We start from the raw sequence: 21,316 nt of genomic DNA on the forward strand, positions 1-21,316 counted from the left end.
CGCGCCAGCTTCGGGCCTGGCGCGGGCGACGTCCAGCTTGCCGTTAGGTCTGCCGCCAGCCGCCGCCCAGCGATTGGATCAGCGCCACGGCCGTGGTCTGGCGCGCGACGGCGGTCTGGATCAGCGTGCGGCGCGCGGCGAAGGCCGTGGCCTGCGCCGCGACCACGTCGGTATAGGCCACCTGGCCGGCGCGGTACTGGTTCAGCAGCATCTGTTCGGTCTGATCGGCGGCCTGGGAGGCGGTCAGCTGGAAGGCGTACTGCCGCTCCAGCGCGCGGGCCGCCGCCAGCTGGTTCTCGACGTCCGAGAACGCCGAGAGCGCCGTCTGGCGGTAGTCGGCGGCGGCCGCGTCGTAGGCCGCTCGGGACTCGGCCACGCGCGCCCGGCGCGCGCCGGCGTCGAACAGGGTCTGGGCGACCGACAGGCCCAGCGACCAGGTATTGGCCGAGCTCTGGAAGAGGTCGCCCAGACGGCTGCCGGTCGAGGATCCATTGGCGGTCAGGTCGAAGGTCGGGAAAAAGGCCGCGCGGGCCACGCCGATCTGGGCGTTGGCGGCGGCCACGCGGCGCTCGGCGGCGGCGACGTCCGGACGGCGCTCCAGCAGGGTGGAGGGCACGCCGACCGGGATGTCGGGCACGACCGGCTTCCAGGCCGGATCGGCCGCCAGGTGGAAGCCGCTGGCCGGCTCGCCCACCAGCACGGCGATGGCGTTCTCATAGGTCGCGCGGGTCTGGGCCAGGCCCTCCAGCGTCGCCTGGGCGTTGGCCAATTGGGTCTGGGCCTGCAGCACGTCCGACTTCGGAGCGATGGCGGCGTTGTAGCGGTTCTGGGTGATGGTTAGCGCGCGCTGATAGCCCTCGACCGTGGCCTTCACCAGAGCGATCTCGGTGTCGGCGCGGCGAAGCCCCAGATAGTTCGTGGCCAGCTCGCCCTGCGCCGACAGCTGGGCGGCCGCGAGGTCGGCGGCGCTGGCTTGCGCGCTGGCCGACGCGCCGTTGACCGTGGCGCGGACCCGGCCCCAGACGTCGGGCTCCCAGCTGGCGCCGATGCCGACCTGGTAACGCTGATCGCCGCCGCCCGTCGTCGTTCCGCCCGCGGTCGTTCCCCCGGCGCCGGTCGTTCCGCCGGTGAAGGAGCCGTTCCTGGCGCCGCCGCCGCCCGACTTGCTTCCCGAGCCGGTCAGGTTGACCGTCGGGAACAGGCTGGCGCGCTGCTCGCTGACCAGGGCGCGGGCTTGGCGATAGGCGGCCTCGGCCTTGGCGATGGTCTGGTTGTCGACCTTCACCCGCTCGGCGAGGGCGTTCAGGGTCGGATCGCCCAGCAGGGCCCACCAGTCGCCCCGGTCGATGTGATCGGACGGCGCCGCCGTCTTCCAGCCTTCCAGCGCTTTGTAGGCGACCGGGGCGGGGGCCTTGAGCTTCGGCGTCTCGTAGGCCGGCGTCATCGAGCAAGCGCCCAGGAGCACGATCAGGGAGGCCGAGCCGGCGAGGCGGAAGGAACGGGACATCAGGCGGGCTCCGGCGCGTGCGGATGGTGGGAGAGGTTGCGCTCGTCGCGGCGCTTCTTCCCCCGCAGTCGGTCGAGATAGATATAGACCACCGGGGTGGTGATCAGGGTCAGCAGTTGGCTGGCGATCAGGCCGCCGATGATGGCCACGCCCAGCGGGCGGCGCAGCTCGGCGCCTTCGCCAAAGCCAATCGCCAGAGGCAGGGCGCCCAGGGCAGCCGCCAGGGTGGTCATCAGGATGGGCCGGAAGCGCAGCAGGCTGGCCTCGCGGGCGGCCTCCTGAGCGGTCAGGCCTCGGCTGCGCTGGGCGTCCAGCGCGAAGTCGATGATCATGATGGCGTTCTTCTTGACGATCCCTAGCAGCAGGAAGACCCCGATCAGGGCGATGATCGAAAACTCCATCTTGAAGATCAGCAGGGCGATGACCGCGCCAACGCCGGCGGCGGGCAGGGTGGACAGCACCGTGATCGGGTGGATGTAGCTTTCGTAGAGAATGCCCAGCACGATGTAGATCGCCACGATCGCCGCCAGGATCAGCAGGGGTTGCTGGTTATTCTGATCGCCCGCCTGTTTGGCCTGGCCCTGGAAGCTGCCTCGGACATTGGTCGGCATCCCGATCTCGGCCTCGGCCTGCTGAATGGCGACGCGCGCGTCGGCCAGGGTCTTGCCCTCCGCCAGGTTGAACGAGACCGTCGTGGCCAGCTCGCCGTTCTGGTGGTTGACCGAGGTCGGGGTGGCGTTCTGCGATACGCTGGCGATGGCGGGCAGCGGCGTCATGGCGGCGGCGGAGGTGTTGAGGGCCGAGCCGGTCGACGGATCGCGCAGGGCCGGATTGACGCTGCGGGTCTTGGTCGTGGTCGTCGTCGTGGGCTTGGTGGGCACCCGAACGTCATTCAGGGCTTCGGGACCCTGGGCGAACTTCTGGTTCCATTCCAGGATCACGGCGTACTGGTTGACGTCCTGATAGATGGTCGCGACCTGTCGCTGGCCGAAGGCGTCATAGAGCGCGTTGTCGACCGCGCGGGGCGTGATCCCCACGCGCGAGGCGCTGTCGTGGTCGACCGTGACCAGGGTCTCGACCCCGTTCTCTTCCTGGTCGGAATCGACGTCGGTGAGCACATCGTCGTGGGCCTTCATCGCCTCCGCCAGCTTCGGCGCCCAGGTTTTCAGGGAGTCGCTGGAGTCGCTGGTCAGGGTGTACTGATAGGTCGAGTTGCTTTGCCGTCCGCCCATCCGCAGGTCCTGGACGGGGTTGAGGAAGATGCTGAGGCCGGTGACGCGCTGCAGCTTGGGCCGCAGGCGGGCGATGACCTCCGAACCCTTCTCCTTGCGCTCGCCCATCGGCTTGAGCGTGACGAACATGAAGCCGCCGCCGGCGCGGCCGCCGCCGGTGAAGCCGACCACGGTCTCGACGGCGGGATCCTTGCGGATGATGTTCACGACCTGACGCAGCTTCTGCTGCATGGCCTGGGACGAGACGGACTGGTCGGCGCGCAGGCCGGCCTGGAGCTGGCCGGTGTCCTGCTGCGGAAAGAAGCCCTTTGGCACGGCGATATAGAGCCAGGCCGTCATGCCGATCACGGCGAACAACAGGCACAGAACCAGCGGCTTGGCGTCCAGGGCCCAGTCGAGGCTATGTTCGTAGGCCCGGTGCACGTGGTCGAACAGGCGCTCGAAGACGCGGGCGACGGGCCCCTCCTTCTCCTTCTTCTCCGGCCGCAGCAGATAGGCGCACATCATCGGCGTCGTGGTCAGCGAGATGACCAGCGAGATCAGCACGGCCGCCGACAGGGTGACGGCGAACTCGCGGAACAGGCGGCCTACCTGGCCGCCCATGAACAGCAGGGGAATGAACACCGCGACCAGCGAGATGCTGATCGAGAGCACCGTGAAGCCGACCTCGCGCGCGCCCAGCATGGCGGCCTGGAAGCGGTCCATCCCGCGCTCGATGTGGCGCGCGGTGTTCTCGAGCACGACGATGGCGTCGTCGACCACGAAGCCGGTGGCGACCGTGATGGCCATCAGGCTCAGATTGTTCAGCGAGAAGCCCAAGAGGTACATCACGCCGAACGTGCCCAGCAGCGACACGATAGTCGCCGCCGCCGGGATGAAGGTCGCCCGGGCGCTGCGCAGGAAGGCGCTGACCACCACGATCACCAGGATGATCGAGATCAGCAGCGTCACCTCGATCTCGCGCAGCGACGCGCGGATCGAGTTGGTGCGGTCGCTGGCCAGGGACACGGTGATGTCGCTGGGCAGCTGGGCGCGCAGCTCGGGCAGCACCGCTTTGACGCTGTCGACGGTCTGGATGACGTTGGCGCCGGGCTGGGCGGTCAGCAGCACGATGATGGCCGGCTTGCCGTTGAAGAGGCCCAGCGTGCGGGTGTCGGCGACGCTGTCGGTGACATCGGCGACGTCGGAAAGGCGGATGCCCGCGCCGTTGCGCCAGGCGACGATCAGGCCGGCATAGTCGGCGGCCTTGCGGCCCGCGCCGGTGGTGTAGACCTGGTAGCGCTGGCCGCCGCCCTCGATCGCGCCCTTGGGGCGATTGGCGTTGGCGGACTGAATGGCCGCTCGGATGTCTTCCATGCTGACGCCGTATTGGTTCAGCAGGAACGGGTTGGCCGAGATCCGCACCGCCGGCAGGGAGCCGCCGCCGATCTCGACGTCGCCGACGCCGGTCACCTGGGACAGGCGCTGGGCGACGATGTTGGACACCGCGTCGTAGATCTGGCCCGGCGTCTTGGTGTCGGACGTCAGGGCCAGGATGACCACCGGCGCGTCCGACGGGTTCATCTTGCGATAGGTCGGGTTGCTGCGCAGCGTCGCCGGCAGATCGACGCGCGCGGCGTTGATCGCGGCCTGAACCTCGCGCGCCGCGCCATCGATCTTGCGGTTCAGGTCGAACTGCAGGGTGATCTGCGCCCGGCCCGTGGAGCTCTGCGAGGTCATCTCGTTGACGCCCGAGATCACCCCCAGGCGGCGCTCCAGCGGCGTGGCCACGCTGGACGCCATGGTCTGCGGGCTGGCGCCGGACAGGTTGGCCTGCACCGAGATGGTCGGAAAATCCACCTGCGGCAGGGGCGCGACGGGCAGCACGAAGAAGGCCGCTATGCCCGCCATCGCCACCCCGATGGTCAGCAGGACCGTCGCGACGGGGCGGCGGATGAACGGCGACGAGAGGTTCACGACGGCGCCCCTGGGATCGGCTCGGGTTCGCCATCCAGCGGCGTCGTGTCCGCGCGGCCCTTGCGACCGCTGGGCAGCAGGCTGTCGAAGGCCAGATAGACGACCGGGGTCGTGAAGATGGTCAGAAGCTGGCTGACCATCAGGCCGCCGAAGATGGCCACGCCCAGCGGACGACGCAGCTCGGCGCCCTCGCCAAAGCCCAGCATCAGCGGGATGGCCGCGAACAGGGCCGCCAGGGTGGTCATCAGGATCGGACGGAACCGCAGGACGGCGGCCTGGAAGATCGCCTCGCGCGGCGACTTGCCCTCGTTGCGCTCGGCGTCGATGGCGAAGTCGATCATCATGATCGCGTTCTTCTTGACGATGCCGATCAGCAGGATGATGCCGATGATCCCGATCACGCCCAGGCCCGCGCCCGTGATCCACAGGAACAGCAGGGCGCCGACGCCGGCCGAGGGCAGGGTCGACAGGATGGTCAGCGGGTGGACATAGCTCTCGTAGAGCACGCCCAGCACGATATAGACGCAGACCACCGCCGCCAGGATCAGCCACAGCTGGTTGGACAGCGAGTTCTCGTAGGCTCCCGCGGCGCCCAGGAAGGTGTGGGTCACCGACGCGGGCATCTTGATGTCCTTCATCGCCTTGCGGATCTCGCTGACCGCGTGACCCAGCGAGACCCCCGGCGCGGTGTCGAAGCCGATCGTGGTGGCCGGGAACTGGGCGACGTGGGTTACCTGCAACGGCGCTTGGCGCGTGCTGATGGTCGAGAAGGCGTTCAGCGGCGCGGGCTGGCCGCTCCCGGTCTTCAGGTGCAGATCGCCCAGGTTGCTCGGATCGGTCAGGACGCCGGGCTTGGCCTCCAGGATCACGCGGTACTGGTTGGTCTCGGTGAAGATGGTCGAGACGATCCGCTGGCCGAACGCGCTGTACAGGGCGTCGTCGACGTCGGATGCGGTGATCGACAGCCGCGCCGCGGAGTCGCGGTCGATGTCGACATACGCGGCCTGGCCGGTGGCCGAGGCGTCCGAATAGACGTTGCGGACGGCCTTGACCTTGTTCAGCTGGGCCACCAGCTTGCCGGCCCATTCCTTGATGGTCGGGGTGTCGGCGCCTTCCAGCGAGACGCGGTACTGGGTCGGGCCGGTCTCGGCGTCGATGGTCAGGTCCTGGGTGGGCTGCAGGTACAGGGTGACGCCCGGCACATGGGCGACCCGATCACGCAGCCGCTGCATGATCTTTTCCTGCGAGCCGGAGCGGTCGGCTTTCAGGTTGATCTGCATCTGGCCGGTGTGGAGCATGGCGTTGTTGGCGCCGTCGACGCCGATGAACGAGGCGACGCTCTCGACCGCCGGATCGTCCAGGATCGCCTCGGCCGCCTGTTGCTGCAGGGCCGACATGCGGTCGTAGGAGACCGACTGGCTCATCTCGGTCCGGGCCAACAGTTGCCCGGTGTCCTGGGTCGGGAACAGGCCCTTGGGGATGACGATGTAGAGCAGGGCCGTCAGGGCCAGGGTGGCGATCGCGACCAACAGGGTGGCGCGTTGATGCTCCAGCACCCAGGCCAGGGCCTTCTCGTAGCGGCCTTCGACGCGCTCGAAGAGGTCTAGCGCCTTCTTGCTGACGCCCTTGGGCTCCTGCTCCGGATGCGAGCGCAGCCAGCGGGCCGACAGCATCGGGGTCAGGGTCAGGGAGACGACGGCCGAGATCAGGATGGTGATGGCCAGGCTGATGGCGAACTCGCGGAACAGGCGGCCGACCACGTCGCCCATGAACAGCAGCGGGATCAGCACCGCGATCAGCGAGATGGTCAGCGAGATGATCGTGAAGCCGATCTCCTTGGCGCCCTTCAGCGCCGCCTCCATCGGCTTTTCGCCGCGCTCCAGATGGCGGGTGATGTTCTCGATCATCACGATGGCGTCGTCGACCACGAAGCCGGTGGCGATGGTCAGGGCCATCAGGCTGAGGTTGTTGAGGCTAAAGCCCAGCAGGTACATCACCCCGCACGAGCCGATCAGCGAGATCGGCACGGCCAGGCTGGCGATCACCGTGGCCCGCAGGCTGTGCAGGAAGAAGAAGATCACCAGCACCACCAGCGCCACGGCCAGCAGCAGCTCCATCTCGACGTGGTGGACCGACGCGCGGATGCCCGTGGTGCGGTCGGCCAGCACGCGAACATCCAGCGTGGCCGGCAGGCCGGCTTGAAGCTCGGGCAGCTTGGCCTTGATGGCGTCCACCGTCTTGATGACGTTGGCGCCGGGTTGGCGCTGGACGTTGACGATGATGGCCGGCGTCTTGTCGGCCCAGGCGCCCAGGCGGGTGTTCTCGGCGCTGGAGATGACCTGGGCCACGTCGGAAAGACGCACCGGAGCGCCGTTCTTGTAGGTGACGATCAGGTTCTTGTAGTCGTCGACGCTCAGTAGCTGGTCGTTGGCGTTGATCGTGTAGGCGCGGGTCGGGCCGTCGAAGCTGCCCTTGGCGCTGTTGGCGTTGGCGGCGCTGATCGCCGTCTGAACGTCGGACAGGGCCAGCCCATAGCTGGACAGGGCCTGGGTGTCGGCCTGGATCCGCATGGCCGGCCGCTGGCCGCCCGACAGGGTGACGAGACCGACGCCGGAGACCTGGCTGATCTTCTGGGCGAGGCGGGTGTTCACGAGGTTCTGCACCTCGGTCAGCGGCAGGGTGTCCGAAGTCACCGCCAGGGTCAGCACCGGCGCGTCGGCCGGATTGACCTTGGCGTAGACTGGCGGCGCGGGCAGGTCGGCGGGCAGCAGCGAGCCGCTGGCGTTGATGGCCGCCTGCACCTCCTGTTCGGCGACGTCCAGAGACTCGCCGAGATTGAACTGCAGCGTGATCACCGACGCGCCGGCCGTGCTGACCGAGCTCATCCGGGCCAGGCCCGCCATCTCGCCCAGCTGGCGCTCCAGCGGAGCGGTGACGGTCTGGCTCATCACCTCGGGGCTTGCGCCCGGATAGAGGGTCTGGACCTGGATCGTGGGGTAGTCGACCTGCGGCAGGGCCGACAGCGGCAGCAGCCGGAAGCCGACCAGGCCCGCCAGGACGATGGCGACCATGAACAGGGCCGTGGCGACCGGCCGCTCGATAAAGGGGCGCGAGGGGTTCATCGCTGCGGGGTCCGCTTAGCCCTGGGGCTGCGGCTGGCGGTGGCGACGGTTCTCACCGCCGCCCTGGCCTTGGCCGTCGGCCTGTCCCTGACCGCCCTGTCCCTGAGCGCCCTGACCGTGGCCTTGGCCGTGCTGGCGGTGTCCGCCCTTGCCGCCGCCCTTGCCGCCCCACTGGCCGGGACCCTGGGGCTTGTCGCCTGGCAGTTGGACGCGGCTTCCATCGCGCAGGCGGTCGCCGCCCTCGGTGATGACCTTGTCACCGACCTTCAGGCCGTCGGTGATCTGCACCTGAACGCCGGTGGCCTGGCCGGTCTTAACCGGGGTCTTGGAGACGGTGTGGTCGTCGTTCAGCAGCCACACGAAGGGACCGTTCGCGCTCTGGCGCACGGCCGTGGCCGGCACGACGATCGCACCCTTGATGGTATCCAGCGTCATGCGGACATTGACGAATTGGCTCGGGAACAGGGCGCCGCTGGCGTTCGGGAAGCGGGCCTTGGCCTTGACCGTGCCGGTGCCGGCGTCGACCACGTTGTCCAGGGTCGAGAAGGCGCCGGTGTCCAGGGTCTGGGTGCGGGTGCGGTCGAGCGCGGCCACGGGCACGTTGGCGCGGCCCTGGCGGGCGGCGATGCGCGGCACGTCGTCCTGCGGGACCGTGAACTCCACATCGATCGGCGAGAGGGTGGTGACGACCGCCACGCCGTTCGTGTCGCCCGCGCCGATATAGTTGCCGACATCGGTGACCCGCAGGCCCACGCGACCGGCGACCGGGGCGACGATGCGGGTGTAGCCGAGATTGATCTGGGCCGTGCCGACGGCGGCGCGATCGGTCATGACCACGCCTTCCAATTGCTTGACCGTCGCGGCCTGGGTGTCGACCTCCTGGCGGGCGATCGAGTCCTGGCTCAGCAGGGTCTGGTAGCGCGACAGGGTCAGCTTGGCGCTGGCCAGCTGGGCCTCGTCCCGAGTCAGGTTCCCCTGCGCCTGCAGCAGGGCCATCTTGAACGGGCGGGGATCGATCTGCGCCAAGGGCTGGCCGCGCTTGACGATCTGGCCTTCGCGGAACAGCACCTCGGTGATCACGCCGGAGACCTGCGGACGAACCGTGACGGTCGCGGCCGGCTTCACCGCGCCCAAGGCGTCGATGATGATGGGCAGGTCCGTGCTGGTCGCGGCGGCCACCGCCACCGTGCTCGCCGGACCGCCGCGACGACCGCCGCCGAAGCCACCCGGGCCTCCCGGGCCGCCGCTATCCTTGGCGTTATGCAGCAGAACCCAGGACAGACCGCCGACGCCGGCCAGGACGGCTACGGCGATGACACCGCCGATAATCCGCGTCCGGCGGCGCGGCGAGGTGCGCGAGGCGGGGGGCGTGGAGTCGATCATCATCAGCCTTCGGTCCGGCCGCGACGCGCGCGGCGTGTTCGTTCGGGACGGCGACTCGCCAACCCAGGGTCGCTGTCGTCGGAGGACAGCCAGCGAGCCGTAAGAGTCGAACATGTGCGCCGGTTTTCAGTGCTGAAATGATCTAGCCTCGATATGGCTCCGCTTCGATAGGGGAAAGTGTCGGACTCGCGGCGGAAAGGCGCGTGGCCAAGGTTCCGGGACGCCGAAGAACGCCAAAAGCCCGACGTCGCGATCCGACGCCGGGCTTGGGCTTGAAGCCGCTGGTTGCGGGGCTATCGCGCGCCCAGCACGGGATTGCGCCGCGCGACGCCGCCGCCCGGCAGTTTCACCACATACGGCGTGCCATAGGCGTTGCCCGGATGTTCGAAGTCGGTCGACACCACCTGGGCGCCGCTGGCGAAGGCGGCGTTGGCGCGGGTCATGTCGTTGATCTTGGCTTCGTAGGTCTCGATGTCCGAGCGCGTGCGCACGATATAGCCCTGGCGGACGTAGGTCTTGATGTCGTCGGCGCGCACCAGGGCGTTGTCGAACATCAGGAAGGCGGCGTGGTCCTGGCCGGGCTCGGCGCGCACGAACGCCATGCGCCCCTTCAGCGACGGGTGGCCTTCCAGATAGCCTCGCGTGGCGGCTTCGCCGGTGGCGGTGATCATCAGGATCACGATCTTGCCGCGCGCCGATTTCAGCGTCGGCCAGGCGCCGGCCCGGATCGCTTCGTTCAGCGTCGCGTGCGCGCCGCGCACGTCGTCTGGCGTGATCAGGCGCTCGCGTCCCAACACCGAGACGATCTCCTGGTCCAGGTCGTCGAACAGCGCTGGGGTGAACGGCACCGTGTGGGTCGGGTTGGGGAAGATCGGAATGTCCGAGACCTTGGCCTCGACCACCAGGAACAGAGGAATGTGGCCGGGGTGGGCGTCGGACCATTCGCGCACCTGGGTCAGGCACAGCTTGAACGTCGGACAGTGGCTGCGGAAGTCGATGTCCGGCATGTGCAGCACCTTGTAGCCGGGCGCGTCCAGGCCCGTCTTGTCGAAGGGCAGCAGATCGGTCACGCCCTTCTCGCGCAGCACGCGATAGCCGGCGGGGTCGAGGAAGTTGCCGCCCTTGGGATCGGGATTGACGTCGATCTCCAGGCTGCGCATCCCCTCGTCGAGCTGTGTCTTCAGGTCCGGATGCTCATAGCTGAGCCCTTCACTCATCTTGACGTCGTTGGGGTGCTCTTCCTTGAACAGCGCCGCCATCGAAGCCGGCATACGGGTCCCGATGTCGCTCATCATGCGGCCAAGGATCGGATCGACGATGGCCAGCAGCCGCTTGTCGACCGGCATGGCGTAGCTGTTGTGGGTGCCCAGCACCTGGATCTCGTTCAGCTTGAGATCGGGCGAAAGGGCGGGGCTCTCCTGGGCCATCACCGGCGTGGCGGTGGCGAGGAGCGCGGCGCAGAGGCGCGCGGAGAAGCGGGGCATGGGGAACCTTCGGAAAAGAAAAAGGCCGCCCGGATCGCTCCGGGCGGTCTGAAGTCGAGGGGATCTAGTAGGCGTACTTGGCGAACACGCCGACGGTCCGGTAGGCGTCTCGGGCCGTGTAGTGCAGCAGGCCCAGCGCGCCGTACTGCTGGTAGCCGGTCGAGTAGTACTTGTTGAACAGATTGCGGCCGTAGAGGCCGAACTCGATCTGGCTGTTCTCCGGCGACAGGCTGATCCGCCCGTTGGCCAGGCCGTAGGCCGGGACCTCCGAATAGGCGGGCTGGCCGACCACGGTCCAGCTCTTGCTGCGATAGGCGTAGTCGAGGTTGGCCCTGAAGCGCATCGTCCCGACGGTGCGTTCGTACTCGGCGCCCAGATGGGCTGACAGGCGCGGCGCGTTGGTCAGGCGCGTGCCGGTGTAGTTGGTGGTGGCGTTGTAGACATAGTCGGTGAAGTGGGCGTCGGCATAGGTCACCGCGCCGGTCAGGCTGAGCGCCTCGTTGACCCGCCAGGCGACATTGGCTTCCGCGCCCGAGCTCTTCAGGCCGCCGGCGTTGCCGATCACCAGCTGCTGCAGGACGTTGCCCGGGATGTTGGTCAGGATCGTCGCCTGGAAGTCGGTGAACTCGGAGTTGAAGACGTCGACGTTCAGGCGCACGCGGCGATCGAACAGCTCGGATTTGACGCCCGCTTCCAGGCTCTTGACGGTCTCGTCGGCGAACGGCGCGTACTTGTTGCCGACGAAGGCCACGCCGCCGGGCTTGTAGCCGGTGGAGTAGGTCGCATAGGCCATGGCGTGGTCGGAAAGCTGATACTGGCCCGCGATCCGGTACGAGAAATTGTGGTCCTTGACCCGGCCGCGGTTCTGATAGGGCTGGGCGCTGGTCGCGGTGAAGGTCGCGTTGACCCCGGTGATCGGGCGCGGATCGATCCACACGTAGTTCAGCGACTGGCCGTTATGGTCGCTGGTGTAGCGGCCGCTGATCGCCAGGCTGGCCTTGGACGTCAGGTTGAACTTGAGCTGTCCGAAGACGGCGCCCGTGGTGTTCTGAGCCTTGAAGAGCGAGGCGTTGCCCGCCGCGCCGATCGCGCCGGTCAGGGCGTAGAAGTTGGTCAGCTTGACGCCGGTCGGCGAGACGATCGGGGCGCCCAGGGTGGCCCATTGCAGCTGGGTCTGCTCGGCCAGCAGCCGATTGTAGAACAGCCCGGCCAGATATTCGACGAAGCCGCCGGTTGGCGAGGCCCAGCGCAGCTCCTGGCTGACCTTGGAGGTGTTCAGCCGGCCGCTGTTATAGGGGATGTAGGCGAACTGGGTCGCCGGCACGAGGTCGGCCGGGGTGTCGTTGTCGTAGGTCGTCTTACGATAGGCGGTGATCGAGGTCAGGGTGTCGCGCCCGACCTGATACTGGACCCGCAGCGAGTCCCCTTGGGTCTTCGTGCGGATCATGCCCATCGACGAGTCGGCGTCGTCGCCGTTCTCCGGGCCTTGGGTCACGCCATTGGCGATCTGCAGCGCGTTGACGGCCGGCGAGGCGACCGCGACGGCGGTGCGGATGCTGTTGTCCCAGTGATACTCGTCGTCGTGAGTGTAGATCGCCTCCAGGCCTTCGAACGGCTTGAACAGCAGCTTGGCCCGGTAGCCATGCTCCTTGAAGGTATTCAGGTTCTGATTGAGCGTCGTATAGCGCCCGTGACCTTCCTGGCCTTGGGTGAAGGCCGCGACCCGCAGGGCGAACTTGTCGCCCAAGGGCGCGTTGACGATCAGGTTGGCGTTGCGGTCCTCGCGCTCGCCATAGCTGGCGCTGGCCTTGACGGCCCACTGGCTCAAGACTGGTTTGGCCGTGGCGATCGAGATCACGCCCGAGGTGGCGTTCTTGCCGAACAGCGTGCCCTGCGGACCCATCAGCACATCGACCTGCTGGATGTCCGAAAGGCCGGTCATGCCGTTGTCGCGCTGACCGTCCATGACCACGTCGTCGACGACCAGGCTGACGGACTTTTCGTTCGAGAAGTCGAACGAGGTGCTGCCCACGCCGCGGATCTGGAAGGCCGCGCCATTGGTTGGATCGAACTGCACCCCCGGGACCACGTACTGAAGGTCGGTGACCGCCTGGAAGTTGGACGCCTCCAGCGCCTTGCCGCTGACCGAGGTTATGGCGACCGGCACCTGCTGCAGGTTCTCGCTGCGCCGCTGGGCGGTGACCACGACGGCCTCCAGCTCGACGCCCTGCGTCGGCGCGGCTGGCGCGGCCTCGGCATACGCTTGTGCGAACGGCGCGAGGCTGGTGCTCGCCAGCAAGGAAAGCCCGAAACGAAGGTTGTGCGTCGAAATCATTGCGGTGCGTCCCCGAACCATTGAATGGTTGGGGCGATTAGCACCCGTCCATGACGCGCTTGCGACAGTTGTGCGAAAAGCGTCGGCCGCCCCCTGAGGGCATTCTTGGTGCGGATTATACAGTTGTGCGATATTCGCGCGGAGGTTTCGGACCTGCCGCCAGGGCGGTCGTCCGCATCCGGCCGATCAGTTCGAAGTCCGCTCCGGCGCCGCCGACCTCGCCCGCTGTGAGCATCAGTTGCCCGATGCTGGTGATTGACATCACCTGGGCGCTCAGCAGGTCGAAGGGTGTGGCGCCGCCGCCCTCGCGCTTCAGATAGACATAAAGGTTCTCGCCGCGCCGTCGGCGCATGTCGGCGGCGATGCCCTTGAGGCTGGCGTTCCGCGTGGCGGCCAGGGCGACGGCGAAGGTCGCGCGGGCGATCTCTTCGCGGCTGCGGTTGGGCTCGGACGTCGAGCCTGGAGAGGCTGGGCGGTCCACATGGCCCTGAAGTCTGATGATGACGTCGTCGAGGCCCGATCGCAGCAGGTCATCCTGGCGCGGGAAGTGATAGGCCAGGGTCGAGCTGGCGACGCCAGCGCGCTTGGCGACGGCCCGGTGGGTCACCGCGTCGGCGCCCTCGGCGATGATCAGCGCCGAGATGTGCCCGGCGATCCGAGCCTGCCATTCGCTCATCGGTGCGGCTTGATAGCGCCCGTCCGGCGTCATCAGCAGATCGCCCAGGGCCGCGTGGAAGACGGTGAACAGTTCGCCGTCGGTGTCGCCCTCGGCGGCGACCAGGTCGCCGCAAAGCCGCTTCAGGCCCAGGCGTCGAAGCCAGCGATAGGCCGCCTGGTCGCCGAGGGCGAGGCCATGGACAACCTCGTCGGCGCTGTAGGCATGAAGGGTTTCGGCCAGGTCGGGACGCTCAAGGCGCTCGGTCGCCGCGCGCCAGAACGCCAGACGCTGGGCGCGCCAAAGGCTGAGCGGCGCCGCGATTTCCGGGCGCGACGCCGCGCCCTGCAGCAGCTCGCAGTAGAATTGGCCGCGAATGGCGTGTCCGCGCGCCATGTCGTCCAGGATCGAGTCGGCGAACTCCGCCATGATCGCGGGGGTCATTGACCTCACGGCGCGTATCCGCGCGAGCCAGAGATCCAGAAAGGCGCTGTCCTCTTCGCGCGCCGCGTCGATGATCGCGGCGACCAGATCGTCCTTGCGGCCAAATTTGTAGGACAGGATCGAGACCGTCGTGCCCAGCCGTTCCGCCAGGGGGCGCAAGGTCAGGGCGCTCAGGCCATCGGCTGAAACCAACGCCATCGCCGCGCGCAGAACCTGAAGGATGTCGGCTTCCAGTCGCGCGGTCATCGCGGATCCATGTGGTTGAGGGATCGCGTATACTGACGACCACGCGACGCCCACAAGTCCCCGCCTGGGCGCTCTGGCTCGTGGGACTCGGCGCGACGGCCCGGGCGAAAGCTCCGTATCCGAACCATCTCGCGCGCGTTCGGAGCCGACGTGTCCCGCCGTTCTAGCGCGTTTTCACGCGCGCCCGCCACGACCGGAGCCCCGGAGGGCTGATCGCTAGATCATTGAAAAAAGCGGAGAATGGTGGGTGTACAAGGATTCGAACCTTGGACCCGCTGATTAAGAGTCAGCTGCTCTACCAACTGAGCTATACACCCATTCGCGTTTCCGAAGCACTTGCGAGCCCCGGCGGCGAGGCGCGGAACATACGCAATGATTTTGGGAGCGCAAGAGCTTTTTTCATGGCGAGACGAGATATCAGCGGGGCCGTGGATTTTGGCTATCTGGAAGGGTTCGCGGCCGGGGATTCGGCCCTGGTCGACGAGGTGCTGGCGCTGTTCCGCGAACAGGCCGCGCTGTGGACCCCGATGCTGGATCCGAGCCATCCCGGCTGGAGGGACGCCGTGCACACGGTCAAGGGCGCCGCGCGGGGCGTCGGGGCCTTCGCTTTGGGAGAGGTCTGCGAACGCTGCGAGGCCGGCGAGGAGGGGCTGGAGACGGTCAGGACGGCCCTGGACGCCGCGCTGATGGATATCGCCGCCTACGCCCACGAGCAGGCCCTGAGGTCGCTGAAGGGATAGGCTGGCGTCAGGCCGAGATGTCGACCAGCGCGCCGGCCAGATCGCTGGTGGCTTGGCCGAGCGCCGCGCCGGCCGCCGCGGCCATCTTCTGGTTGGTCTGGGCCGCCGCCAGCGCGGTCAGGTCGGCGATCTTGGCCGAAGCATCGCTCGCGGCGCCGGCCGGCGCCGGGACATAGCGGGTCACTGGACTGGCGGCGGAGAGCTGCACGGCGGCGTCCTTTGGGGGCTGCCAGCAATCTGGCCGCCCGGCCTTAAGCGTGTCTGATCAAACAGGGTTAAGCCCGGCGTCCGAAAAAGAAGGGCCGAAGCGCTTGCTCCGGCCCTTGGCAGGGGAGGTCGGTATGTTCGGGTCTAGAAGGTGGCGCGCATCGTGACCTGATAGGTCCGGCCGTCATAGTCGATGCGGCGCGGCAGCATGGGGTCGTTCTCGTATTCGGACCGGGTGGCGTCGGTCAGGTTGAACGCGTCGACCGAGACCGTCAGGCGTTCGGTGATCTTGTATGAGGCCGAGGCGTCCAACTGGCTGCGCGCCTTGACGGTGCGGGCGTCGCCGACGAACGAGTTGCCGGCGGCCAGGTCGTACTTGTCGCGCCAGTTATAGACCAGGCGGACGCCGCCCCACTTGGCCTCGTAATAGCCGATGAGGTTGATGTTGTTTTTGGACACGCTGGGCAGGGTGATGGCGTTACCCGCCGTGTCCTTGCCCTCGATCTTCGTATACGAATAGTTGAACGCGCCGCCGAAATTCTTCCAGAAGCCCGGCAGGAAGTCGAAGTTCTGCTGAACGTTGAACTCGACGCCGGTCACGGTCATCGGCGATTGGTTGGTCTTGCCGCTGACATTGACCTGAGCATTTTTCAGCACGCCGCCCGCCCCGATGAACTGCTTGGAGCTGACGCACTTCGGCGTTCCGCCTGAGTTGTCTATGGTCAGCGTGCCCAGGTCGACATCGATGCCGGGAAGCTTGCCGTTGGCGGGGCAGAGCGCCGACTGATCGGTGATCGGGCCGATATAGCCGTCGATCTTCTTGCGATAGGCGGCCAGCGAGATCATCCCGCCGGGACGATTGTACCATTCCAGCGACAGATCGTAGGAGTCGGCGGTGTAGGGCTTGAGATTGGTGGCGCCCAGCGTGACCGTATAGACCGGATCGGTCGGCGGGTTCACGTCGGTCGGCACCTGCACGAAGCTGGTCGGGGCGTTGTCGCGCGGCTGCGGACGAACATAGGTGCGGTAGGCGGCGGCGCGCAGCACCAGGTCGTCGCGCAGGTCGGCCACGACGATCGCCGACGGCAGCCAGTAGTGGTAGTCGTTCTTGGTCGTCGCGGTGCTCAGCGCGTGGTTGATCGGGCCGGCGATGGCGGCGAGCGTGCTGGCGCAGTTCACGCAGTTCAGAGCGACGATCTTGTTCTTGGTCGACTCGTAGCGCGCGCCGACGCTGCCGCGGACCGGGATCGACAGCAGATCGGTCTTGAACTTCGCCGAGCCGTACAGTGACAGGACGTCGTTCTGATTGCTGAAGTTGTTGTTCCAGTAGTTGCCGTCCGTGTAGTTGTTGACCACGCCGTAAGGGGTCAGGAACACGCCCGGCGCGCCGAGCAGGAACTGGTCGGGCAGGCCGTTCGGATTGGTCGCCGTCCGCAGGTTGGTGTTGACCGGCGTGATGGCCTTCAGGATCCGGTTGATGTCGACGTTCATCCAGTTGGACGTCGCGCCGGCGGCCTGACCGCCGAAGAAGTCCCGGGCGTAGCCCAGCGGCATGGCCATGTCCGGCGTGATGTTCTGGGTCTGGGCGCCCAGCGCGGTGTTTCGCGAACCGGTCGAGGTGTATTTATTGTGCTCCGCGCGGGCGCCGATCTGTACCGAGGTGATGAACGCGGTGTTGATCGAGCGCTCCAAGTCGAATTGGGCCGCGTTCAGCACGTTGTCGGCGTTGCCGCTCGTGCCGGTGACGCCGAACTTGTCGCCGGCGACGGTGGCCGCCTGGCCCGGCATCACCGCGCCGGCCTGGGTGGCGGCGGTCGCCGTGGACGGGATCACGAAGCCGCCGGTCGGCAGGTGGGTGGCGTGCGGGGTGTTCAGAACGGCGGTGTAGTTCGACAGATCCGTGCCGTTCAGGGCCACCGAGGTGGTGATGCCGTTGAGCCCGGCCGGACCGAGGTTCCGGTAGGGGTTTTCGACGATGTCCAGTTCGATCTGGTTGGCCTGGGCCTTGGCTTTGGACACCGTGAAATTGGCCGTCGCCTTCCAGGCGTCGTTCTTGAACTCGACCGTCGGGTTGATGGCCCAGGTCTGGTTATCGGCCGGTTCGGAGCGGACCGAGTCGAACGTATTGATGTTCTCGGCCGAGAAGTTGTTGACGTAGGCGCGGTCGCCGTTCGGAGTATGCACGATATAGGGCGTGCCGACCTTGGTGATATGCGCGACGGCCGAGGTCGCGGTCAGAGCCGTGTTGGTCCCATTGCCCGGCCCGGCGTCGATATAAAGAATGTTGTTGGTGGCGTCCTTCAGGTTCCGCTTGGTGAGGAACCCATTGGCGCCGACCTTCCAGTTGTCGTTGATCCGCCATTCGAAACCGGTCGCCGCTGATACGGTGGTCCCGCGGTTGTATTTCACCAGCTGCCGGGTCTGGCTGGGATAGTAGACGCCGCCCGGATACTGGGCGACCAGCGCGTCATAGTCGGGGTTCTGGCCAGGAACCTTCTGGTTGCCCAGCTGAATCGAGCCCAGCTTGTTGCCCCAGGAGTTCACGGTGATGGAATCGCGGCGGAACTTCTCGTCCTTCCAGCCGATGACGCCGAACACCGCGAAGTCGTCGGTGATGTGCTTGTTATAGCCCATCGAGGCCAGCGGGCTGCCCAGCTTGCCGAGGTCGTCATACTCATAGGAGGCCTTGGCGAAGCCGCCGTCCTTGCGCTGCAGGGCCGGGGCGATGCGCAGGTCGATATTGCCCGAGAGCCCGCCGGCCAGATCGTTGGACATCGGCGACTTGATGACGTTGATCGACGTGAAGATGTCCGAGTTGAAGGCGCCGAGCGGGGTCGAGCCGTTCAGGATCGGATCGGCAAACGCGCCGCCGTTCAGCGTCGTGCGCGCGAACGAGCCCGGCAGGCCGCGCAGGCTGATCGTGGCGTTGCGGCTATCGGCCTCGCGATTGATCTGGATGCCCGGGATGCGCTGGATGGCTTCGCCGACGTTCAGGTCGGGAAAGCGGCCCAGGCCATCGGACGAGATGCCGTCCGAGATTTCCAGGGTCTCGCGCTTGGTCGAGATGGCGTTGGCGTAGGCTTGGCGGAAACCGGTTACCACCACGGCGTCGACCGTGGAGGGTTCGGCCTTTTGCTCGGCGCCGGTCGGCGCCGTCGTCTGGGCCTGGGCGGATGCGCCCAGCGACAGGGCCGCGCAGGACGCCATCAGCGCCGTGCGAAGAGCGAAACGGTTGCGTGCATGGTTCATCGGAATCCTCCCCCGGCGCACTGACTTGGCGCCCTTGAGAGGATTTATCCGACCGGTTAGGGCGGTTGTCAAGAAATTGGTAATGCCAGTTTTCGCCGGGTAACGACCACCTGGTAAGGCCATCTGGGGCTCGCATAGGCGATCATCCAGTCTTGCCGCGCTCTCAAAGGCCATCGGCTGGCCTGTTAGTGGGCGAAATAGGTGATCATGACGGGCCAGGCGCGCGGATTGGTCCGGGTCTTCCGTCACATTTGTCTGACGAATGGTAAGACCAGATTTCCGTTCCGACATGACCGCCCGGCGCGAAACATGTCATTCAAACTAAGGTTGAGTTTGGGGATGCGCGAAAAGCTGGGGGCGCCGCGGGAAACGCCTTCGCCTCAGCCCTTCGTCTTGTCCCAGCTGTCGTATTCGTAGGCGATGCAGCGGTCGATCAGCGTGCGCCAGACCGGTTCGGCGATCGCTTCGGAGAGTCCCGACGCGCGGGCGGCGGCCTTGACCTTGTCGACCACGTCCTCGATCCGCGCGCGGTCGAAGACCTTGGAGCGGTCGGCCTTGATGCGGGCGGCGGCGTCCATGAAGCCCTGACGCTCGGTCAGGAGCTGGACCAGGGCTCGGTCCAGGGCGTCCACGCCCTGGCGCACATCGGCCATGGTTCGGCAGTCGGCGGGAGCCAGGTGCTCGTCGACATTGAGAGTCGTGATTTTCATGGGCTCCTTTAAGCCGGTTCCCATGACGGAAACCAGTGCTCCGACCCCTAAATTCCGGCGCCGTTGTCCAGGGTCCGCAGCGCCGCCTCGTGGGCCTCGGCCTCGGCGCGCAGCCAGTTCACGAAGGCCTTGACCTGAGGCAACCGCCCTTTGGCCTTCGGGTGAACGACATAATAGGCGAAGTCGACGGCGGTGGAGGCTTCGAACGGAATGACCAGGCGTCCCGCGTCGAGGTCGGCCTGGGCCAGGGTGCGCTTGGCCAAGGCGATCCCGCGGCCGTTGGCGGCGGCTTCGATGACCAGGCTGGACTGGTTGAAACGCGGCCCCCGCGCGCCGTCGACGCCCTTGATCCCGCGCGCGGCCAGCCACATCGCCCAGTCGGGGCAGCTGTCGTCGGCGTCGGGCGAGCCGTCGTGCAGCAGGATGTGGTGGGCCAGGTCCTCGGGGCGTTCGAGGGCGTTCTGCTCCAGCAATTCGGGGCTGGCGACCGGGACGACGGTCTCCTGCAGCAGGCGGATGACCTCCAGGCCCGGATAGCGGCCCGAGCCGTAGCGGATGGCCATGTCGACCTCGCCGGTGGCGAAGTCGACGACCTCCATGCCGGCCGACAGCCAGACATCGACCTGCGGATGGGCCTGTTCGAACTTGCCCAGGCGCGGCACCAGCCACTTGGCGGCGAACGAGGGCGCGGCGGTCAGGGTCAGGCGACGACCGTCCACGGCGGCGGTGAGCAAGCTGGCGGCCTCGGCCAGACGGTCGAAAGCCTCGCGCAGGGCGGGCAGGGCGGTCTGGGCCGCGTCGGTCAACAGCAGGCCCTTGGGCGTGCGCTTGAACAGGGCCGCCCCGACATAATCTTCCAGATTTTGGATCTGCTGGCTGACGGCGCCCGGCGTCACCGACAACTCGTCGGCGGCGCGGCTGAAGTTCAGATGTCGCGCGGCGGCCTCGAACGCGCGCAGGGCGTTCAGCGGCGGCAGGCGACGGCGCTCGTTGGGTCTTTCCATAGTTTTACTGAACGCCCCGGCAGAAGTCCTTGTTTGCGAATTGGCCCCTTCGCGCCGAGTTTGCAAGCGCTCGCTGACGGATAGGCCCTTTTCGTCGGCGTGCTGAGCGGGGTCGTCTTCAGGGGCGACCCCGCCTTGCGTTTCACGGGTTTATTCCGACCGCGTTGATAGAGGTTCTAAACCGCATGGCCCGCTCGCCGATCCGAAACGTCGCGAACGCCAAGCCTGGCCTCGTCGTGGTGGGCGGGACGCGCGCCAACCGCGCGCTTGGCGCGGTGTGGCTGGTCGGCGCGGGGCCGGGCGATCCGGACCTGCTGACCTTCCGGGCCTTCAACGCCCTGCGCGGCGCCGATGTCGTCGTGCATGACGGCCTGGTCTCGGACGAGATTCTCGACCTAGCGCCCAGCCGCGCCCGCCGCATCAACGTGGCCAAGCGCAAGTCGCGCCACACCCTGCCGCAGGACGGGATCAATCAGCTGATCGTGGCCCTGGCCCTGGACGGTCTGAACGTGGTGCGCCTGAAGGGGGGCGACCCGTTCCTGTTCGGCCGGGGCGGCGAGGAGCTGGCCGCCTGCCGCGAGGCCGGGGTCGAGTGCCATGTGGTTCCCGGCGTCACCGCCGCCCTGGCCGCCAGCGCCAGCGCCGGCGCGCCGCTGACCCATCGCGGCGGCGCCCAGGCCGTCACCTTTGTCACGGGCCATGCCGCTCACGGCGAGCCGGATCTGGACTGGGGCGCCCTGGCCCGGCCGAACCAGACGGTTGTCGTCTATATGGGCGTCTCGACGGCTGGCCTGATCGCCGAGCGCCTGATGGCCGCCGGCCGCGCGGGATCGACCCCGGCGCTGATCGTCGAGAACGCCAGCCGCGCCGACGAGCGCCGGATCCTGACCACGCTGTCCGGCCTGGCGCAGGCCGCCCAGAACGTGAAAGGCCCCGCGCTGCTGATGGTCGGCGAAGCCATGGCCATGGCTCAAGTTCAATCTCCTCCCCCGTTGACGGGGGAGGGGGACCGCGAAGCGGTGGAGGGGGCGCTAGCCGCCGA

At 67.4% G+C, this 21,316-nt stretch carries 13 protein-coding genes and 1 tRNA gene; 2 read left to right on the plus strand and 12 right to left on the minus strand.

What is annotated here, in order from left to right; genetic code table 11:
• Positions 1-43: 43 nt before the first annotated feature.
• The 8 genes from OR37_RS10860 to OR37_RS10895 form a co-directional block, all read right to left on the minus strand.
• Entirely contained in the window at positions 44-1,507 is a 1,464-nt protein-coding gene (locus tag OR37_RS10860; protein WP_004619551.1) for an efflux transporter outer membrane subunit, read from the minus strand.
• The gene (locus tag OR37_RS10865; protein WP_004619553.1) at positions 1,507-4,695 is read right to left on the minus strand and encodes an efflux RND transporter permease subunit; all 3,189 of its coding nucleotides are present in this window, start codon (positions 4,693-4,695) and stop codon (positions 1,507-1,509) included. Before OR37_RS10865 ends, OR37_RS10860 begins: the two co-directional genes overlap by 1 nt.
• Complete coding sequence (locus tag OR37_RS10870; RefSeq protein WP_004619554.1) at positions 4,692-7,817, minus strand: multidrug efflux RND transporter permease subunit; 3,126 nt, start codon at positions 7,815-7,817, stop codon at positions 4,692-4,694. Before OR37_RS10870 ends, OR37_RS10865 begins: the two co-directional genes overlap by 4 nt.
• 15 nt (positions 7,818-7,832) lie before the next feature.
• Positions 7,833-9,203, minus strand: coding sequence for an efflux RND transporter periplasmic adaptor subunit (locus OR37_RS10875; protein WP_004619557.1), 1,371 nt, complete (start codon positions 9,201-9,203; stop codon positions 7,833-7,835).
• A 290-nt stretch (positions 9,204-9,493) separates the two neighbouring features.
• The gene (locus tag OR37_RS10880) at positions 9,494-10,684 is read right to left on the minus strand and encodes a Ca2+-dependent phosphoinositide-specific phospholipase C (protein WP_004619558.1); all 1,191 of its coding nucleotides are present in this window, start codon (positions 10,682-10,684) and stop codon (positions 9,494-9,496) included.
• A 64-nt stretch (positions 10,685-10,748) separates the two neighbouring features.
• Positions 10,749-12,983 carry a TonB-dependent receptor gene (locus tag OR37_RS10885; RefSeq protein ID WP_235046570.1) on the minus strand — a complete coding sequence of 745 codons (2,235 nt, stop codon included), beginning with the start codon at positions 12,981-12,983 and terminating at the stop codon, positions 10,749-10,751.
• 151 nt (positions 12,984-13,134) lie between these two features.
• Positions 13,135-14,364 carry a TetR/AcrR family transcriptional regulator gene (locus OR37_RS10890; protein ID WP_004619562.1) on the minus strand — a complete coding sequence of 410 codons (1,230 nt, stop codon included), beginning with the start codon at positions 14,362-14,364 and terminating at the stop codon, positions 13,135-13,137.
• A 241-nt stretch (positions 14,365-14,605) separates the two neighbouring features.
• Positions 14,606-14,681 (minus strand) — tRNA-Lys (locus OR37_RS10895).
• A gap of 84 nt (positions 14,682-14,765) precedes the next feature.
• Here OR37_RS10895 and OR37_RS10900 point away from each other — a divergent pair.
• Entirely contained in the window at positions 14,766-15,104 is a 339-nt protein-coding gene (locus OR37_RS10900) for an Hpt domain-containing protein (RefSeq protein WP_035017241.1), read from the plus strand.
• Positions 15,105-15,111: 7 nt separating this feature from the next.
• Here the strand turns inward: OR37_RS10900 and OR37_RS10905 are convergent, their stop codons facing one another.
• The 4 genes from OR37_RS10905 to gcvA form a co-directional block, all read right to left on the minus strand.
• Positions 15,112-15,312: a hypothetical protein gene (locus OR37_RS10905; protein ID WP_004619564.1), complete on the minus strand. Its 201-nt coding sequence runs from the start codon at positions 15,310-15,312 to the stop codon at positions 15,112-15,114.
• A gap of 143 nt (positions 15,313-15,455) precedes the next feature.
• Positions 15,456-18,560, minus strand: coding sequence for a TonB-dependent receptor (locus OR37_RS10910; protein ID WP_004619567.1), 3,105 nt, complete (start codon positions 18,558-18,560; stop codon positions 15,456-15,458).
• 380 nt (positions 18,561-18,940) lie between these two features.
• The gene (locus OR37_RS10915; RefSeq protein ID WP_035017242.1) at positions 18,941-19,270 is read right to left on the minus strand and encodes a chorismate mutase; all 330 of its coding nucleotides are present in this window, start codon (positions 19,268-19,270) and stop codon (positions 18,941-18,943) included.
• A gap of 47 nt (positions 19,271-19,317) precedes the next feature.
• On the minus strand, positions 19,318-20,274 hold the full coding sequence (gene gcvA, locus OR37_RS10920; RefSeq protein WP_004619571.1) for a transcriptional regulator GcvA: 957 nt from the start codon (positions 20,272-20,274) through the stop codon (positions 19,318-19,320).
• A 185-nt stretch (positions 20,275-20,459) separates the two neighbouring features.
• Here gcvA and cobA point away from each other — a divergent pair.
• Positions 20,460-21,316, plus strand: an 857-nt coding sequence (gene cobA, locus OR37_RS10925; protein ID WP_004619572.1) for a uroporphyrinogen-III C-methyltransferase, incomplete at its 3' end; no start/stop codon positions are given.

The organism is Caulobacter vibrioides OR37 (genome assembly GCF_000372645.1).
GTDB lineage: Bacteria > Pseudomonadota > Alphaproteobacteria > Caulobacterales > Caulobacteraceae > Caulobacter > Caulobacter vibrioides_E.

Excerpts from the sequence above, each read along its gene's own strand:
- OR37_RS10900 (WP_035017241.1), top strand. The coding sequence starts at position 14,766 with ATGGCGAGACGAGATATCAGCGGGGCCGTGGATTTTGGCTATCTGGAA.
- OR37_RS10870 (WP_004619554.1), bottom strand. The coding sequence starts at position 7,817 with ATGAACCCCTCGCGCCCCTTTATCGAGCGGCCGGTCGCCACGGCCCTG.
- gcvA (WP_004619571.1), bottom strand. The coding sequence starts at position 20,274 with ATGGAAAGACCCAACGAGCGCCGTCGCCTGCCGCCGCTGAACGCCCTG.
- OR37_RS10890 (WP_004619562.1), bottom strand. The coding sequence starts at position 14,364 with ATGACCGCGCGACTGGAAGCCGACATCCTTCAGGTTCTGCGCGCGGCG.
- OR37_RS10860 (WP_004619551.1), bottom strand. The coding sequence starts at position 1,507 with ATGTCCCGTTCCTTCCGCCTCGCCGGCTCGGCCTCCCTGATCGTGCTC.
- OR37_RS10875 (WP_004619557.1), bottom strand. The coding sequence starts at position 9,203 with ATGATGATCGACTCCACGCCCCCCGCCTCGCGCACCTCGCCGCGCCGC.
- OR37_RS10880 (WP_004619558.1), bottom strand. The coding sequence starts at position 10,684 with ATGCCCCGCTTCTCCGCGCGCCTCTGCGCCGCGCTCCTCGCCACCGCC.
- OR37_RS10915 (WP_035017242.1), bottom strand. The coding sequence starts at position 19,270 with ATGAAAATCACGACTCTCAATGTCGACGAGCACCTGGCTCCCGCCGAC.
- OR37_RS10910 (WP_004619567.1), bottom strand. The coding sequence starts at position 18,560 with ATGAACCATGCACGCAACCGTTTCGCTCTTCGCACGGCGCTGATGGCG.